The organism is Reyranella sp. (assembly GCF_050185545.1).
GTDB lineage: Bacteria > Pseudomonadota > Alphaproteobacteria > Reyranellales > Reyranellaceae > Reyranella.
Genome location: NZ_JBFWZI010000019.1, coordinates 1 through 16338, shown reverse-complemented (window position 1 = coordinate 16338; position 16338 = coordinate 1). Strand labels below are relative to the sequence as shown.

At 68.0% G+C, this 16338-nt stretch carries 15 protein-coding genes; 6 read left to right on the top strand and 9 right to left on the bottom strand.

Annotation, left to right across the window (positions count from 1 at the left end; genetic code table 11):
* Together AB7O82_RS07605 and AB7O82_RS07600 are read right to left on the bottom strand one after the other, a co-directional pair.
* Window positions 1–908: alpha/beta fold hydrolase (locus tag AB7O82_RS07605; RefSeq protein ID WP_428619056.1), on the bottom strand; the 908-nt coding region annotated here is incomplete at its 3' end.
* The gene (locus tag AB7O82_RS07600) at window positions 889–3306 is read right to left on the bottom strand and encodes a DUF3772 domain-containing protein (RefSeq protein WP_428619054.1); all 2418 of its coding nucleotides are present in this window, start codon (window positions 3304–3306) and stop codon (window positions 889–891) included. The genes AB7O82_RS07600 and AB7O82_RS07605, both read right to left, overlap by 20 nt.
* 402 nt (window positions 3307–3708) lie before the next feature.
* Between AB7O82_RS07600 and AB7O82_RS07595 the strand changes: the two genes are divergently transcribed.
* From AB7O82_RS07595 to AB7O82_RS07585, 3 genes are read left to right on the top strand one after another with little or no spacing between them, the layout of a single operon-like run.
* Window positions 3709–4773 carry a malate/lactate/ureidoglycolate dehydrogenase gene (locus tag AB7O82_RS07595; RefSeq protein WP_428540017.1) on the top strand — a complete coding sequence of 355 codons (1065 nt, stop codon included), beginning with the start codon at window positions 3709–3711 and terminating at the stop codon, window positions 4771–4773.
* Between the two features lie 20 nt (window positions 4774–4793).
* Entirely contained in the window at window positions 4794–5414 is a 621-nt protein-coding gene (locus tag AB7O82_RS07590) for a glutathione S-transferase family protein (RefSeq protein ID WP_428619052.1), read from the top strand.
* Window positions 5414–5830, top strand: a complete 417-nt coding sequence (locus AB7O82_RS07585) for a cupin domain-containing protein (RefSeq protein ID WP_428540084.1) — start codon at window positions 5414–5416, stop codon at window positions 5828–5830. Before AB7O82_RS07590 ends, AB7O82_RS07585 begins: the two co-directional genes overlap by 1 nt.
* A 75-nt stretch (window positions 5831–5905) precedes the next feature.
* Here the strand turns inward: AB7O82_RS07585 and AB7O82_RS07580 are convergent, their stop codons facing one another.
* The 3 genes from AB7O82_RS07580 to AB7O82_RS07570 all read right to left on the bottom strand — a co-directional run bounded on the left by AB7O82_RS07580 (window position 5906) and on the right by AB7O82_RS07570 (window position 7540).
* Complete coding sequence (locus AB7O82_RS07580) at window positions 5906–6394, bottom strand: hypothetical protein (protein WP_428540023.1); 489 nt, start codon at window positions 6392–6394, stop codon at window positions 5906–5908.
* On the bottom strand, window positions 6391–7080 hold the full coding sequence (locus AB7O82_RS07575; protein WP_428619050.1) for a TetR/AcrR family transcriptional regulator: 690 nt from the start codon (window positions 7078–7080) through the stop codon (window positions 6391–6393). Before AB7O82_RS07575 ends, AB7O82_RS07580 begins: the two co-directional genes overlap by 4 nt.
* Window positions 7081–7339: 259 nt before the next feature.
* Window positions 7340–7540 (bottom strand): hypothetical protein, encoded by a 201-nt coding sequence (locus AB7O82_RS07570; protein WP_428619048.1) that lies wholly within the window; start codon window positions 7538–7540, stop codon window positions 7340–7342.
* Window positions 7541–7959: 419 nt separating this feature from the next.
* On the opposite strand from AB7O82_RS07570, the gene AB7O82_RS07565 reads away from it, so the two are divergent.
* The gene (locus AB7O82_RS07565) at window positions 7960–8712 is read left to right on the top strand and encodes a DUF1499 domain-containing protein (protein WP_428540032.1); all 753 of its coding nucleotides are present in this window, start codon (window positions 7960–7962) and stop codon (window positions 8710–8712) included.
* A gap of 103 nt (window positions 8713–8815) precedes the next feature.
* Complete coding sequence (locus tag AB7O82_RS07560) at window positions 8816–11230, top strand: SUMF1/EgtB/PvdO family nonheme iron enzyme (RefSeq protein WP_428540035.1); 2415 nt, start codon at window positions 8816–8818, stop codon at window positions 11228–11230.
* A 227-nt stretch (window positions 11231–11457) separates the two neighbouring features.
* Here the strand turns inward: AB7O82_RS07560 and AB7O82_RS07555 are convergent, their stop codons facing one another.
* From AB7O82_RS07555 to AB7O82_RS07540, 4 genes are all read right to left on the bottom strand, one after another.
* Complete coding sequence (locus tag AB7O82_RS07555) at window positions 11458–12894, bottom strand: sensor histidine kinase (protein WP_428540038.1); 1437 nt, start codon at window positions 12892–12894, stop codon at window positions 11458–11460.
* Between the two features lie 68 nt (window positions 12895–12962).
* Window positions 12963–13976, bottom strand: a complete 1014-nt coding sequence (locus AB7O82_RS07550; protein WP_428540041.1) for a patatin-like phospholipase family protein — start codon at window positions 13974–13976, stop codon at window positions 12963–12965.
* 10 nt (window positions 13977–13986) lie between these two features.
* A complete protein-coding gene (locus AB7O82_RS07545) occupies window positions 13987–14769 on the bottom strand; it encodes a 3-hydroxybutyrate dehydrogenase (RefSeq protein ID WP_428540044.1) in 783 nt (260 codons plus the stop codon).
* A 66-nt stretch (window positions 14770–14835) separates the two neighbouring features.
* On the bottom strand, window positions 14836–15507 hold the full coding sequence (locus AB7O82_RS07540; RefSeq protein WP_428540047.1) for a peroxiredoxin-like family protein: 672 nt from the start codon (window positions 15505–15507) through the stop codon (window positions 14836–14838).
* A gap of 124 nt (window positions 15508–15631) precedes the next feature.
* On the opposite strand from AB7O82_RS07540, the gene AB7O82_RS07535 reads away from it, so the two are divergent.
* A partial coding sequence (locus AB7O82_RS07535; RefSeq protein ID WP_428619045.1) for a LysR family transcriptional regulator occupies window positions 15632–16338 on the top strand: 707 nt, incomplete at its 3' end.

Here is a 16338-nt window from a genome sequence, read left to right as displayed (position 1 = left end):
TCCATCGGGTTGTGGCCGAGTTGGTCGAAGACCACGAGCCTGGCGCCCTTGATGTCGGCCTGGAAGCGCTGGGCATCGGTGATCGGCACCCAGCGATCCTTGGCACCCCACAGCAGCAGAGTCGGAACCGTGAGCCGCTTGAGCGGCGTCGGATCGAGCGGCTCCTGCGTGCGGGCGCGCAGCACCGTGGCCTCGCGGTTGCCGGGAAAGCGCTGCAGCTCGGCATAGCGCCTGACTCGTTCGCGCGTCACCATCGCCGGATCGGCGTAGACCTCTGCAAGCGAGCGCCGCACCAGCCGCTCTGGCTTGAAGTAGATGCCGATGTCGCCGAGCACCGGCATGCGGGCAAGCCGCGTCGGCAATGGCGCCTCGCCGGTGCGCGGATAGCCGGCGGCGTCGACCAGCACGAGCTGGCTTACCCGGTCGGGCCGCGTGGCGGCGAAGGTCCAGGCCACGGCGCCGCCCATCGAATGGCCGACCAGGACGAAGCGATCGAGATTGAGCGTGTCGACCAGAACCTCGACGAAATCGGCGTAGGCCTCGATGGTGTATTCCTCGCGCGGCCACACGCCGGTGAGTCCGTGGCCGGGCAGGTCGATGCTGATCAGGCGCGCCGCCTGGCCGAGCGCGCCCACCCAGCCTTCCCACATGTGCAGCGAGCCCATCGAGCCGTGGATCATCACCACGGGAATGCCGTCGCGATTGCCCTGGTCGCGGACATGGGCGTTGGCGCCACCGACGTCGATGAAGCGTGACTCGCCGTTGCCGTAGCGCGCGATCAGCAGCTCGGGCGGCAGCGACGGCGAGTAGGCCCACAGGCCCACGCCCACCAACACGGAGGCGGCGAACAGGAGGATGATCGGCCAGCGTCGGCGCCGCGCATCCTTCTCAGGTCGGCGTCTGGGCATGGCCGCCCTCGTGACCGGCGCCGGCCTGGCTCAGATAGGGCTCGATGCCGCGAATCCGTAGCTCCGGCACCGGCGCCGGGTCGATGATCTTGAGCTCGATCAGGCGCGCCAGGATCGTCTTGTTGAGATCGTTGCCGACCACCACGCGGTCTTCGAGCCGGGCGACGAACACGAACAGCTCGAAGTCGAGCCCGCCCGGGCCGACCTTGACGAAGCGCACGATCGGCGCCGGCACGCGCAGCACGTTGGGCTGGCCGAGGGCGGCCTCGCGCAGCAGGCCCTCCATCACGGCCACGTCGGTGCCGAGGCCCACGGTGAGCTTGATCTCGATGCGGCTCGAGGTGTCGGCGTAGGTCCGGTTCACCACCGGATTCTGCAGGAACACGCTGTTGGGCACGATCACGTGCGTGCGTTGGAAGGTCTCGATCTCGGTGGCGCGAATGTTGATGCGTCGGACGAATCCTTCGTGACCCGACACCAGCACCCAGTCGCCCGCCTTGATCGGCCGCTCGACCAGCAGGATGACGCCGGAGATGACGTTGTTGGCGATGTTCTGCAGGCCGAGGCCGATGCCGACCGAAAGCGCGCCCAGCACGATCGCGAGATTGGTGAAGTCGATGCCGAGCGCGCCGACGCCGATCAAGAGCGCCACCGCCACGCCCAAATAGTTCAACCCGGCATCGATCGACTGGCGCAGCGGCAGGGGCGCGTCGACGGTCGGCAGCACGCGGTCCCGCACCACGGTGCGCAGCAGGCGGACGAGCGCGATGCAGACGCCAAAGGCGATGATGGAGACGCCGATATTGCTGAGCGAGATGGTGATGCCGCCGACCTTGACGCCGTGCAGCAGCTTGGCGATGCCGTCGATGACGGCTTCGGTGTCGACGCCCCAGGCCGTCGGGATGCCGACAGCCAGCAGCAGCACCAGGATCACGTCGAACAGCAGGATGACGATTTGCTGGCCGCGCAGCGTGGCGTCGCTCGGCAGGCCGAGGCGATGGCGCACCCACTGGCCGGGCCTGGTGTCGGCGGCCGCCGCCGATTCGAGGAGCGCGGCGACGACGCGATGCAGCAGCACGGCCACGGTGATCAGCAGGACGGTCGTGTAGACGGCGTTGTGCAGATGCGCCGCCAGGGTGACGTAACCGAGCAGCGCCAGGACGATCGGCAGCAGGACGAGGACGCTCAGCACCAGGCGGACAACCGACCACCAAGCCCCGCCTATCATGGTCGGCAGGCCGGAGCCTTCTGGACGTTCGGCATGCCAGCCGCGCGTCGCCAGGGCCGGCATGGTGAAGACCGCGACCAGTGTCGCCAGCACCAGTGCGCCGACCGACGTCAGGGCATCGGTGTTCTCGTTGCTGCGCGCCAGCGCAACATAGAGGAAGTCGGCGGTGAGCACGATCGCGATAAGCCGCCGCAAGGAATTCGACAGATGGTGCGCGCTGTCGTCGGTGAAGGGAAGCACCCGCCAAGCCGGCCGGGCCGGCGAGAGCGCCGCCGCGGTGAGGCCGATCACCAGCAGGAAGGCGATCACGTCCGTGGTGAACTGCGTCACCAGGAAATCGAGCGGCGGTGGCGGCGACGTCGCCAGCAGTACCCGGCCGATCAGCCAGACGGCCAGCATCGGCACGAGCATCAGCCCGACGCCGTCGATCGCTGCGACGACGGTGCGATCGCGCTCGCCGACATCCTGCGCCTCGCCTTTTCCGTAGCGGCTGCGCAGCAGGCGGCCGAACCACCACAAAACCACCATGAGGGCCGCCCAGGCGGTCAAGGAGACGAGACTTCGGTTGTCGATCTGCAGGCCGGCCGCGACTTGCCTCGCCCACGTTGCGAGAGCACCCCCCAGCACCTCGAAGGCGCCGACGAGCTGCGGCCCAAGCTTGCTCCAGGTCTGGGCCGAGATCGGCGAGGCACCGCGGCGCAGCAAGGTCTGCAGCATCGCCTCGGCACGCCGCTTGGTCAGGCGCTCGTGCAGCTGGTCGGCGCGGGCGACGATGACTTCACACTGCTTGATACGGCTCTCGCTGACCGCGGCCTGGTCGGTCAGGCGCTGGCGGTCGGCCTTGACGGCGTCGGTTTCCGGCACGCCGTCGGTCGCCGGCTTGGCCTCCAGCGGGGCCAGCAGCTTGCGAGTGTCGGCCAGGTCGTTGCGCGCCAGGTTGGCTGCCGCCGTGGCAGCCGCCCGGATGTCGAGCACCTGCTCGCGCAAGCCATCGATCTCGACCGGCAGCAGACCGGCCTGGTCGGCGCTCATGGCGATGCGGTCGAGCTGGCGGGTCCACAGGTCGATGAGCTGGCTGAACGGCCGCTGCGGCTGCCCGCTCTCCTGGGCGAGTGCGGCGCCGGCGGCAAGCAGGAGGACGAGGCAGGCCAGACGGAGAAGGTAGGTCATCTATGCTCTGAGAGTGATCACAGCTCAATCCCTCCTCCGCATCGGGGAGGTGCCCCGTCATACGGGGCGGAGGGGGAAAGCCTCAGTCGAGATGCTTCGGATTCCGACGTCGGAATCGGAGGAACCTCGACTGAGGCCTTCCCCCTCCGGCCCTGCAGGCCACCTCCCCCGATTACGGCGGAGGAATGAAAGATGTGTCTACTCCAATTCCATGCCGACCCGCGCTTCGAGCCGGCGACGCACCGACCTCGCCTCTCAGAGCGGCCAAACCGGGGCCTGGACCTGCGACCTTTTGGCCTCGGTTGACAGCACGCTGCCCCTGCGGAACGGTGCGCCCGCCAAACAACCAGGGGAGACGGCAGGATGGCTGATGGAGTGAGCTCGGTGGGCGAAGTACGGGTAATGCCTGATCGGTTGCACGCCTTCACGATGGCCATCTGCCGGGCCGACGGCAGCTCGGACGAGGAAGCGCGGCTGGTCGCCGACCACCTGGTCCTGGCCAATCTTTACGGCCATGACAGCCACGGCGTTGGCATGATGCCAGCCTACATCCAGAACACGACGACCGGGAATTGCACCCGTAACCATCATGCAAAAATTTCGCGCGACAATGGTGCGGTGATCGTGATCGACGGCGGTGCCGGCTACGGCCAGGTCATCGCCAAGGAGGCGATGGATATCGGCATCGACCGCGCCCGCAAGCACGGCGTCTGTGTCCTCGGTCTCACCAATTCGCACCATATCGGGCGGATCGGCCATTGGGGTGAGCAATGCGCCCGTGCCGGCATGGTGAGCACGCACTGGGTGAACGTGCACGGCCACAAGTCGCTGGTGGCGCCGTTCGGCGGCGCCGAGCCGCGCTTCACCACCAACCCCTACTGCACGGCGGTGCCGCGCAAGGGCAAGGAGCCGATCGTGCTCGATTTCGCCACCAGCCAGGTGGCGGCGGGCAAGGTGCGCGTCGCCAACAACAAGCAGGTCCGGATGGACGAGGGCTTGCTGATCGATGCCGCCGGCAACCCGACCACCGACCCTGGCGTGCTGTACAACCCGCCCTTCGGCGCCATCCTGCCGTTCGGCCTGCACAAGGGCGGCGGTCTCGCGGTGATCTGCGACCTGCTGGCCGGCGCCCTGACCGGCGGCCTCACCCACAGCCCGCGCACCATCAAGAAGGACAGTACCCGCATCATCAACAACATGCTGTCGATCATCATCGATCCGGCGGCGATGGGCGGCGTCGAGACCTTCGAGGACGAGGTCGAGACCTTCATCACCTGGGTGAAGTCGGCGCGACCCCAGGCCGGCGTGGCCGAGGTGCTGGCGCCGGGCGAGCCCGAGCGGGCCCGCCGCGCCGACCGCGAGAAGAACGGCGTGCCAATCGACGGCACGACCTGGCAGCAGCTCATCGAGGTTGCCCGCAAGGTCCGAGTGAACGATACGGAAATTCCCGGCGTGGCCGTCGCCTGAGGGGAAGAGGGGGATCCGCCATGGCCAAGATGACGCTCTACTACTCGCCCGCCTCGCCCTACGCCCGCAAGGTCAGGGTGGTGGCACTCGAGAGCGGCCTCGACAAGAAGATCGAGCCGGTCAACGTAGCCCTGACTCCGGTGATGCCGAACGCCGACGTCGACAAGCACAACCCGATCGGCAAGATCCCGGCGCTGTCGGTCAAGGGCATGGACCTGTTCGACTCGCCGGTGATCTGCGAGTACCTCGACAGCCAGCACAAGCGGCGCAAGCTGCTGCCGCGCAAGGGCCGCGACCGCTGGGTGGCACTGCGCCAGCAGGCCATGGGCGACGGCCTGCTCGATGCCGCCCTGCTGGCACGCTACGAGAGCTTCCTGCGCCCCGAGGAGAAGCGCTGGCCCGACTGGAGCAAGGGCCAGATGAAGAAGATCGACGGCGTGCTCGACCAGCTCGAGGCCGAGGTCAAGTCGCTGAAGGGCAAGCCGACGATCGGCACCATCACCATCGGCTGTGCGCTGGGCTATCTCGACTACCGCTTCTCGAGCCACGACTGGCGCGCCAAACGACCGAAGCTCGCCAAGTGGTTCGCGGCCTTCGCCAAGCTGCCGTCGATGAAGGCGACGGTGCCGCCGCCGGGATGATGACGGCCGACGAACTGATCGCCCGACTCGGCCTGCGGCCACACCCGGAAGGCGGCCACTTCGTCGAAACCTTTCGCGCGCCCGACCCGGGGCGCGCCGCCGGGACTGCGATCTACTTTCTTCTGAAGGCCGGCGAGCGCTCGCACTGGCACAAGGTCGATGCCGACGAGATCTGGCACTTCTATGCTGGCGCGCCGCTCGAGTTGTCGCTCAGCGAGGACGGTCGCACCGTCCGCCGCGTCCGGCTCGGCATCGATTTCGGCCTCGACGAGCAGCCGCAGGCGGTGGTACCGCGCCACGCTTGGCAGGCCGCCCGATCGCTCGGCGCCTGGACCCTGGTCGGCTGCACGGTCTCGCCAGGGTTCGAATTCTCCGGCTTCGAGATGGCCCCGCCCGGCTGGTCGCCGCGGCCGTGATCTTCCTCCTCCCCGGCGCCGCCGGGGAGGTGTCGCCGTCACACGGCGACGGTGCGGTCATGACTCCCCTGGAAACTAGAGTTCGAGCGACAGATCCAGCGCGTTCATCCGCTCGATTTGCATGTAGCCCTCGTAGACCTCGATCATGTCCGCCGGCACGACCTCGAGCAGGAAGCGATTCTCGACCCACACCTCGATGACGTGGAAGACCGGCGGCAGGTTGGGCGCGGCGCGACTGAAGAACTTGGTGCGCCATCCGGCGGCGGCACCGATGCGCTCGATGGTGGTGCGATCGTGCGGCACCGAGAGGAGCGCATGGAAAGCCGCATGCCAGGGGCCGGCCGGTGCGTCGCGATAGGCAATCGGCGCTTCGCCCTCGCCCGGCGTCATCACGACACGCTCGGGATAGACCTCGATCATCGTGCCGTGCGGATCCCCGCTCACCGCCATGGCTGCGCCCGGCAGAGGCCCGGGAAACCGGTAGGCGCGGCCGCCGATCAGCTCGGCCAGCACCTGCGCCACCGCGGCAGGATCGCGCGCCGGGATGGAAAAGTGGTGAATCATCGTCTCGTCTCCCGCTGTGTCTTGCCGCGCGCGCTGCCACCGCGCCGGCCGGGACCGGCCTTGGCGTGCGGTCGGTCGGCCAGTCCCGAGGCGTCGCGTCTCAGGCCCTCGGCCAAGGTGTTGATCGCCCAGCTGGCGACCAGCTCGGCTTCCTTCGGCTGGAAGCCGCACGTGTCCATCAGCCAGCGCCACACGGTCGGCGTCCAGAAAGCGGCCATGACCAGGGCGCCGCGCCGGAGTTGCTCGGGTGTGAGGTCCGGCAGGGCCTCGCCGATTTCCGTGATCCAGCCACCATGGCGAGCATTCCTGTCGGCCATGCGCTGGCGGTCCCAGGAAGGCTTGTTCATCAGATTGCGGAGCAAGGCGCCGTAGGCCTCGTAGGCGGGGAACAGGGTCACGGGCAGCTCGCCGAGCTGGTCGAGCGGCGGCAACGGCTTGTCGAGGCCGAGGCGCGGCTTCAGCCAGGCAAAGAACGCCGCCACGAGGTCGTCGACGGTGGCGAAATGTGCGTAGACCGTGGGCGGCGAGACGCCGGCGAGCTCCGCGAGGTGCCGCAGCGTCAGCTTCTCGATGTCGTCCCGTTCGAGAAAGTCCTTGGCCGCCATCAGGATGCGCTCGCGCGTCAGCGCCGCCTGCGCCTGGCGCAACGGGCTCTCGTAGGGTCGTGCCGGGGCCGGTGTTTTCAACTTATTCACGGCATTTGATATTATGATCGTAAAGACAAATGTCCAGCGTAATGTGAAGTTTCTGGGGGCGGAGAATCGACTCCTCCCGCGGGCAGCGCCTTCGCAGTTGGCAGAAAGCCGCCATCCCGACCGAGCCGAGCGGCGCTCACGGCAATGACCCCTCCGTCGCCGTAAGACGGCGACACCTCCCGAGCGAAGACGCTGGGGAGGAGAATCTACCGTCGCCAGAGATCGCGCGAGGCCAGCACGGCGCCCGCTGTCACAAACAGGGTCGCACGACGAGCGCACCCATCGCGTCGGCGAGGCCGCAGGCAACCAGCAGCGCCGTCGACAGGATTGGCATGGCATACGAGAGCGCGCCGAGGGCGCGGATGTCGCCCCGCTTGACGGCGTGGTCCCACAGATAGAATGCGGCTCCCGCCGGACCGAGGCCGAGTGCCAGAATGGCCAGCCACGCCATGGCCGACGCCGGCCAGGCGGTGCCCTCGAACAGCAGATGGTGACGAGATTGGCTTCTGCCGCAGGCGCCTGCCGGAGGGCCGCGAAATAGAGCGCGTGATGGCCGAACAAGCCGCCGACCCCGAGCAGCCACAGATGTGGCGGCCAGCCGAGCAGAGCGGCGAGGCCGACCCCCCGGCGCCTGGCCCGGGCGATGCCGACCCCGCTGCCGACGGCGAACGTCATGGCAACCATCTGGACAGGTGGGATGGCGCCAGACACCGACAGTGTGGCCAGCGCGCTCGACAGCACGATGGCGCCGAGGCCTGCCGCCATTGCCCCGCGCCGGGCGGACTCGCCGGACGTCATGAGGGGCGCATAGAGGTTGTCCTGTCGAGCGGGTGCGTGGCCTCCCGTTCGCGGCTACGATGCGATGCAGCCATGTTCGTTCGGCCGACCAATCCAGTGAGTCATCGTCTGGCGCGCTTGGCGTTCGTCCTGGCGTGCGTCGGCGCGCTGGTTGTCGGGGTAGCCGGCCCGATGCACCGTTTTGCCGGCCTCGACGTCGACATCGCCATCGGCGTGATGCGCTACGGCTTCTACATCGCCGTCGCCGGCGTCGCGCTGGGCGTCGCCACCATCGTGCCGACCCGGCCGGGCGACAGGCGACGCGGCTTCGTCGCCGCGGTGCTCGCCATCGCGATCGGCGCGGCCGCTGCCTATACGCCGCTGAGCTGGTTCCAGCGCGCCCAGCAGATGCCAGAGCTCAACGACATCTCGACCGACATCGCCAATCCGCCGCCGCTCGTCGTCACCCTGCAGCTCCGTCGCGGCGCCGCCAACTCGCCGGCCTGGCCCGGCACGAGCGCCGGCGTGCTGCAGCGGTCGGCCTATCCCGACATCGTGCCGGTGATCTTGGCCGTGCCACCGGCCGAGGCTTTCAAGCGGGTCGACGAGGTGGCCATGGCGATGGGCTGGGACGTCGTGGCGCGCGCTCCGGCGGACGGCCGTCTCGAGGCCGTCGCCACTAGCGACTGGTTCGGCTTCCGCGACGATATCGTCGTGCGCATTCGTCCCGACGGCGCCGGCAGCCGGGTCGACATCCGCTCCAAGAGTCGCAGTGGCGAGTCCGACCTCGGCGTCAATGCCCAGCGCATCCGCGAGTTTACCGCCCGGCTGAAAGCCACGCCCTGACGAGGCCGGCAGCCGGTGAAGCGGCCTCGCCAGGCGCCCGGCTTTGCTTCTTGCGCCGGTTCGCCCTTGCCATACGATGCGCCAGGAACCCATTCGGGTGACCATGGCCGACGATCGCATTGATGTGAAGCTGGGGGTCGATCGGACCGAGCACCACTCGGCTTTGGCAATCGGAGCGCGGGTCGGCCGGTACCAGATCGTGTCGGTTCTCGGACAGGGGGCGTTCGGGATCACCTATCGCGCGCGCGACACGCATCTCGATCGCGACGTTGCCATAAAGGAGTACCTGCCGGCCTTGCTGGCGGTACGCCACGAGGGCGTCAGCGTCCTGCCGCGCTCGACCCAGGTGTCCGAGGATTTCTTTCACGGCCGCCGGCAGTTCCTCGATGAAGCCAAGACCATCGCCAGGCTGGCGCACGCCCCGGCCGTGGTGCGCGTGTTCGATTTTCTCGAGGCGAACGGCACGGGCTACGCGGTCATGCAGCTGCTGGAGGGGGAAAGCCTGGCCAGCCGGCTGAGACGCGAGCCGCGCCTGCCGCAATCTGCCATCGAACGCATGCTTTACCCTCTGCTCGACGGGCTCGAGCAGATCCACGCAACGGGCTTCCTGCATCGCGACATCAAGCCCGAGAACATCATCGTCGGTCCCGATGACGCCCCGACGCTGATCGATTTCGGCGCGTCGCGCTTCGCCGTGGCCGATCGAACCCAGCTGTTCACGGCGATCTTCACGCCCGCCTATGCCGCACCCGAGCAGTTCACTTCCGAAAGACAGGGCCCGTTCACAGACATTTACGGGCTGGCGGCGACCTTCTATGCCTGCATCGCAGGCGAGCCTCCACCCGGCGCCGCCAAGCGCATGATGGGCAGCAATGCCATGCCGTCGGCGCGCAGCATCGGCGCCGGCAAGTACGCCCCCAATCTCCTGTTCGCCATTGACGTCGCGCTCCGCCTCAAGGCGGAAGACCGCCCGCAGACCATCGCCGACTGGCGCCCGGTCTTCGCGACCGGGACGTGGCACGACGAGGTCTATGAGGAGGCGACGGTTGTCCTCGCACCAACGCGATCCGCACTCCCGGCCGCCCGGGCGCCGTCGAAGGGACGGTGGCGCAACGTGCTCCCGTGGGCGCTCGTCGCCGGCGTCGCGGTGATCGTCGCGGGGGCCGGATACTGGGCATTGGACCGGTTCGCCTTCCGGGCGGAGCAACAGGCCGCAGAAGCAGCAGCCAGGCAAGAGGCCAACGCCGAGGCGCAACAGCGCGCGGTTGCTTCGGCGAGGCAGCAAGCCGAGATCGAGGCAAGACAGAAGGCGGAAGCCGAGGCCGGGCAGGCGGCCGCTGCCGACGCGAGGCAGAAGGCCGAGGCCGCGGCGAGGCAGAAAGCAGAAGCCGAGGCCAGGCAGAAGGCCGCCGTCGAAGCGAAGCAAAAGGCCGACGCCGATGCACGGCAGAAAGCAGAAGCCGAGGCCAGGCAGAAGGCCACTGCCGACGCGAGGCAAAGGGCCGAGACCGAGGTGCGGCAGAAAGCGGAGGCCGAGGCCAGACAGAAGGTCGAGCTGGAGGCGAAGCAGAAGGCCGAACTCGAGGCGAAGCAGAAGGCCGAGCTGGAGACTCAGCAGCTGACCCGCTTGGTTTCCCTCTCTGCGACGCGGCGACCGGTGATTTCCAGGGATTGCCCGCAGTGCCCCGAGATGGTGTCGATTCCTGTGGGGTCGTTCGTGATGGGCGCTGCCCCCGGCGAGGAAGACCGCGAAAGGATCCCGGAACGGTGGCGCAACGGCGCCGCGCCGCTGCGGTCGGTCAGGGTCTCGCAGCCCTTTTCCCTGGGCCGCTATGAGGTCACGCGCGCCCAGTACGCCGCCTTTGTCGCCGCGACGTCCCGTCCGACCGGCGCCAGTTGCGAGACCTACGGCGCCGACGGCAAGTGGTCGGACAGGCAGGGCTTGAGCTGGCGCAATCCGGGTTTCGAGCAGACCGACAGCGATCCGGTGGTCTGCGTGTCGTGGGACGATGCCAAGGCCTATGCCACCTGGCTTTCGCGGGAGACCGGCAAACGCTATCGCCTGCCGTCGGAGGCCGAATGGGAGTACAGCGCGCGAGCCTCCACGATCACCGCGCGCTATTGGGGCAACGATCGCACGCCGACCTGCTACTTCGCCAACGTCGCCGACCGCACCGGCGTCCAGGCGCTGAGAGCGGTGTTCAATCCCGACGCCGCCTTCCCGTGCTTCGACAACTTCGTCCACACGGCTCCCGTTGGCCGGTTCCAGGCCAATCCGTTCGGCCTGCACGACATGCTGGGCAACGTCTGGGAGTGGGTGGAGGATTGTCGCAATCCCAGTTACGAGAAGGCGCCGTGGACTCAGGACGCGTGGACGACCGGTCAATGCGGCTCGCGCGTCCGGCGAGGCGGCGGTTGGACCAGCACCCACGTCTTCGTTCGATCGGCTGCACGCAGCTGGGAAAGTGCCAAGAAGCGCGCCGCGACAATCGGCTTCCGCATGGCCAGGACGGATTGAAAGCCGCGCGTGGACGGCAGCAAGCCATTTTCATGTGGCAAAAAATACAAGCATCCTGACCGGGGGTCAGCGAGGCGTAGTGGAGGGACCGTTCCTGTCGCAGTTCAGCAAGAAAGGTCCCTCGACTGCGCCGCCAATGGCGCTGTTAAAGAGTGCTTAATCGGCCGGCGTCGCTCGGGATGACGGCATGTTTGCCATATGCGAAGGCCCTGCGGGCGGCGGGGCAGTCAGTGCCCCGCGAACGGCAGTGTGAACTGGAAGGTCGTGCCGCTGGCGCTGGTTTCCGTCAGCGCGATGTCGCCGCCATGGGCGCGCACCAGGTCGCGGGCGATGGCGAGGCCGAGTCCCGCGCCTCCCGCCCTTCCGCCGGTCGCGAACGGACGAAATATCTGCGCCGTGATCGCCTGCGGCACGCCCGGCCCGTCATCGGCGACATCGATGATGGTGTTGCCGCCATCGGCCTGGTGCCGCACGGTTACGGTATGCGCGCCGGCCTCGAAGGCGTTGCGGCCGAGATTGACGAACACGCGGTAGAGCAGGTCGCGGTCGGCGCGGACATGGTTGTTCTCGCCGACGGCGTTGACCCACTGGCGCACGACGTTGGGCGTGCTCTCCTCGCCCTGCTCCTGCAGCGCGATGCCGACCTCGTCGACCAGGTCGGCGAGATCGACGTTGGCGAGGCGCGGCGCCGGCTGGTCGCGGACATACTGGATCGCGTCGCTCGCCAGCCGCGCCGCCCGGTCGATCGTGCCGAGAATGGTCGGCGCGAGCGAGCGCGTGCGCTCGTCGTCGCTGCGCGCCAGGCGATCGGACAGCAGGCGCGCCGTTGACAGCATGTTGCGCAAATCGTGGTTGATCTTGTTGGTCGCCGCGCCGACCTCGGCCAGGCGCGATTTCTGCCGCAGCGAGGCACGCAGCTCGCGCTGCAGGTTCTGGAATTCGCGGTCGACCACGCCGATCTCGTCGTTGCGCCGCGCCGGCGCGCGCTCGGCGCCGGCCTCCTCCGGCGCGCGGCGGAACGCCGTCATGGCCGACGACAGGTCCTGCAGCGGCAGGATCACCAGCCAGCGCAGGCCGAGATAGAGCAGTGCCGCGGTGAACAGCGCGATCAGGATGGAGAGCGCCAGGATGCGGCCGGCATAGCCGTACATGGCGATGCGCATTGGCCATTCGTCGGCGACGATCCAGACCATCGCCTTGGGCAGGCGCATCGATTCGCCGCCGACCCTGATGTAGCGTTGCCCGTCGTGCGCCATCGCCTCCAGGGCGTCCCAGATCAGGCTGAAGAAGCCCTGCTCCTTGAGATTGTAGCCCGGCATGCTGGGGCGCGGCTCGATGTTCATCAGGGCGCGCTTGGGCTTGTTGGGCTCGACCAGGACCACAGCGTCGACGCGCGCATTGTCGAGCAGGGATCGCTTGACCTGCTCGGTAACCATGTTGTCGGGCGTGGCGTCGAGTGCCAGCGCGGCGAGCGTGCCGCTCTCGATCAGTTGCTCGAGGTAGACAACGCGGAAGCGGGCGATCGACGGCAGGAAGATCAGAACCTCGGCTGTCATGACCGCGACGACGACCAGCCCGAGGATGCGCCACGACAGGCCGAAGACGCCGCGGCGGCGGCGCGCTGGCTTCAGGGTCTCGGCGGTTGCGGTCAGGTCGGCAGCCATCGCCCTCCGAGTCTATCGGAGGAGGGCGGCCCGGCCTAGGTCGGCGCACGATCTTGTGTGGTCGAATGTCACAGGAACTTTTCCTTGATATCGATGGTCGAGCGCCGGCCGATGGCGTCGAAATTGGCGCCGAGCCAGTCGTCCGCCGCCTGGCGGCCGATCTCCTTGAGGTGCAGGAGGAACTCCAGCCGGGCGTTGAGCTTGCTCGACACGCCGAGCCCTCTCATGTGCTTTTCCGATTCGATCCAGTGGACGTTGATGCGTTTGTAGGCGTTGTTGTCGAGCTTGCCGGCGTCGATCAGGTCGGTGACGAAAGAGACCGCCCGCATCTCGCGCATCAGCGACGAATTGAAGCTGATCTCGTTCACCCGGTTCATGATTTCGGTCGCGGTCGTGGGCACCCGGTCGCAGCCCAGCGGGTTGATCTGGACGATCACCACGTCGGGCGTCTCGGCCCCGTAGATCAGCGGAAAGATCGCCGGATTGCCCATGTATCCGCCATCCCAATAGGGGTCGCCGTCGACCGTGACGGCCTGGAACAGGAACGGCAGGCAGGCCGAGGCCAGCAGCACGTCGGGCGTGATCTCGCCCGACTGGAAGACGCGCACCTTGCCGGTCTTCACGTTGGTCGCGCTGATGAACAGCTTGATCCGCCGGCAGCCTTCCAGGCGCTTGAAGTCGACCGAGTCCTCCAGCACGCGGCGCAGCGGATTCAGGTTCATCGGGTTGAACTGATAGGGCGAGAGCATTCGGGTCAGCATGTCGAAGGCCACGAAGGCGGCCGAATGGTCGAGGTTCCAGCCATTGGCGAAGCGGTCGAACGGGGTCGGCTGCAACGGTCCGGTCTGCGAGGCCCGGCTGATGTTATGCCAGAAGGCCTCGAGGGAGCGCCGCGCCTCCTCGCGGCCGCCGCGCCCCATGCCGTCGGCGAACACGGCGGCGTTCATCGCGCCGGCCGAGGTGCCGGATACCGCTTCGACCTCGACGCGGTCGTCCTCGAGCAGGCGATCGAGCACGCCCCAGGTGTAGGCGCCGTGGGCGCCGCCGCCCTGCAGGGCCAGGTTGATGCGCTTGATTTCCATCGCCGCCCCCTCACTGCGCCGTCCAGCCGCCGTCCATGGGCAGCGCCGCGCCGGTCACCGAGGCGCCATTGTCGCTGCACAGGAACAGCGCGAGGGCCGCCAGCTCGGCGACCTCGACGAATCGCTTGTTGGGCTGTCTCTGCAGCAGCACGTCGCTGATCACCTTGTCGCGCGGGATGCCGTGCGCCCGGGCCTGGTCGTCGATCTGCTGCTCGACCAGGGGCGTGCGCACGTAGCCCGGGCAGATGGCGTTGCAGGTGATGCCGTCCTCGGCGGTCTCGAGCGCCGTCACCTTGGTGAGGCCCAGGACGCCGTGCTTGGCCGCGACGTAGCCTGCCTTGTAGGGCGAGGCGACCAGGGCATGCGCCGAGGCGACGTTGATCAGCCGGCCCCAGCCCTTGCGCCGCATATTGGGCAGCACGAGCTTGGTGGCGTGGAAGGCCGAGCTGAGATTGATGGCCAGGATCGCCTCCCACTTCTCCTCGGGAAACTCCTCGATCGGCGCCACGTGCTGGATGCCGGCGTTGTTGACCATGATGTCGACGGCGCCGAAGGCGTCGGTGGTCTGGCGCACCATCTGCTCGATCGCCTTGGGCTTGCTCATGTCGGCCGGCGAGTAGACCACGCGGGCATTGGTGCGCGCCGCGAGGTCGGCGCGGATCTTCTCGATCTGCATGGCGTCGCCGAATCCGTTCAGCACGATGTTGGCGCCGCTGCGCGCGAACGCCTCGGCGATGCCGAGCCCGATGCCGCTGGTCGACCCTGTGATGATGGCCGTCTTGCCTTGAAGCATGTGCGATCTCCGTATCTGGTGATCGCACCTTGCGCGCCCGGCGGGCGCGCCTGAAATGCCGCTTCCCTACCGATTCAATAGCGCGTGCGCATCGCCGAGCTCGCGCAAGGAAGCCAGCAACTCCTCCGGATCGGGCCAGCGCGACGGGTCGGCGTCGGAGAAGGCGAATGCAACGCGCGCGGTGCGCTCGACGACGAATACGGCAGGCACCGGCAAGCGCCACGCCCGATCGCCGTGTGCCGCCGGCAGGTCGCGGCCGCGCTCCTGGTGGATGCGGATGTGGCCCGGCGAAAGGTCGTACGCCAGGCCGCAGGTGCGGGCGAAGGCGTTGGCGGGGTCGCTCAGCAGCAGGTAGCCGATTTGGCGGCGCGCGGCGGTGCGAGCGATTACCGGCGGCCGGTCGGGCATGACGCCGACCGCCGTGGCGCCCAGCGCCTCGATCGTCGGCCGTGCTGTCTCGAGCGCCGCCATGGTGAGCTCGCAGAACGGACACCAGTCGCCGCGGAACAAGGCCAGCACCAGCGGCCCGCGATCGAGCAGCTCGTCCGACGTCCAGGTTCGCCCGGCGGCGTCCTCGAGCGCGAAGTCGGGGAGATAGTCGCCCTCATCGAGGCCGTCCTCGGGCACCCGCAGCATGCGCAGGCGGTCGAGCTCGTCTTCGAAATCGGCGCGATCGCGGGCGCTGAGCGCCGCCCTGTGGTGGCGGCTCAATTCCAGTAGCGTTGCCGTGAGGGTCATGGCTGGCCAGTCTGGGGGCCGCCGCGCGTGGGAGGAAATACCTTCGGGTATGGCAGTCGATAGCCGCAAGCTATGATCGTCTCGGGCACACTGCCGGCGCACTCGGGGGTCCACCACCGTGGAAATGCACCAGATTCGTTATTTTCTCGCGGTTTGCGAGACGCTGAACTTCACCCGCGCGGCCGAGGCCTGCCATGTCTCGCAGCCATCGCTGACCCGCGCCATCAAGGCGCTGGAGGACGAGCTGGGCGGCCCGCTGTTCCGCCGCGAGCGCAACAACACGCACCTGACCGGGCTCGGCGAGATGATGCGCCCGCATCTGAGCCAGGTCCTGATCGAGACAGATGCCGCCAAGGAACGTGCCAGGAGCTTTGGCCGGCTCGAGGATGTCGAGCTGAAGCTCGGCATGATGTGCACCATCGGGCCGCACCGCTTCGTGCCCTTCCTGCAGGCTTTCCGCGAGCGCCATCCCAAGGTGCAGCTGGCGGTGCAGGACGGTTCGTCAAACGAGCTGCGCGAGCGCCTGGCGAAGGGCGAGCTCGACATTGCAATCTACGGTCAGCCGGAGGAGATCGACGATCGCTTCCACGCCCGGCGGCTGTACGACGAGCGCTTCGTCATTGGCGTCTGCTCCGGCCACGCCTTCGCGAAGCAGAACGCTGTGCGTGTCAAGGAACTCGACGGCATGGCCTATCTCAACCGCACCGACTGCGAATTCTTCGGCCACGCCGGCCGCCTGTGGCGCGAGCAGGGCACCACGGTGTCGATGGTGTTCAGCTCGAACCGCGACGACTGGGTGCAGAGCATGGCGCTGGCGGGCCTCGGTTTCAC

Excerpts from the sequence above, each read along its gene's own strand:
- AB7O82_RS07600 (WP_428619054.1), bottom strand. The coding sequence starts at position 3,306 with ATGACCTACCTTCTCCGTCTGGCCTGCCTCGTCCTCCTGCTTGCCGCC.
- AB7O82_RS07595 (WP_428540017.1), top strand. The coding sequence starts at position 3,709 with ATGCCTGATCGGTTGCACGCCTTCACGATGGCCATCTGCCGGGCCGAC.
- AB7O82_RS07590 (WP_428619052.1), top strand. The coding sequence starts at position 4,794 with ATGGCCAAGATGACGCTCTACTACTCGCCCGCCTCGCCCTACGCCCGC.
- AB7O82_RS07585 (WP_428540084.1), top strand. The coding sequence starts at position 5,414 with ATGACGGCCGACGAACTGATCGCCCGACTCGGCCTGCGGCCACACCCG.
- AB7O82_RS07580 (WP_428540023.1), bottom strand. The coding sequence starts at position 6,394 with ATGATTCACCACTTTTCCATCCCGGCGCGCGATCCTGCCGCGGTGGCG.
- AB7O82_RS07570 (WP_428619048.1), bottom strand. The coding sequence starts at position 7,540 with ATGGCGTGGCTGGCCATTCTGGCACTCGGCCTCGGTCCGGCGGGAGCC.
- AB7O82_RS07565 (WP_428540032.1), top strand. The coding sequence starts at position 7,960 with ATGTTCGTTCGGCCGACCAATCCAGTGAGTCATCGTCTGGCGCGCTTG.
- AB7O82_RS07560 (WP_428540035.1), top strand. The coding sequence starts at position 8,816 with ATGGCCGACGATCGCATTGATGTGAAGCTGGGGGTCGATCGGACCGAG.
- AB7O82_RS07555 (WP_428540038.1), bottom strand. The coding sequence starts at position 12,894 with ATGGCTGCCGACCTGACCGCAACCGCCGAGACCCTGAAGCCAGCGCGC.
- AB7O82_RS07550 (WP_428540041.1), bottom strand. The coding sequence starts at position 13,976 with ATGGAAATCAAGCGCATCAACCTGGCCCTGCAGGGCGGCGGCGCCCAC.
- AB7O82_RS07545 (WP_428540044.1), bottom strand. The coding sequence starts at position 14,769 with ATGCTTCAAGGCAAGACGGCCATCATCACAGGGTCGACCAGCGGCATC.
- AB7O82_RS07540 (WP_428540047.1), bottom strand. The coding sequence starts at position 15,507 with ATGACCCTCACGGCAACGCTACTGGAATTGAGCCGCCACCACAGGGCG.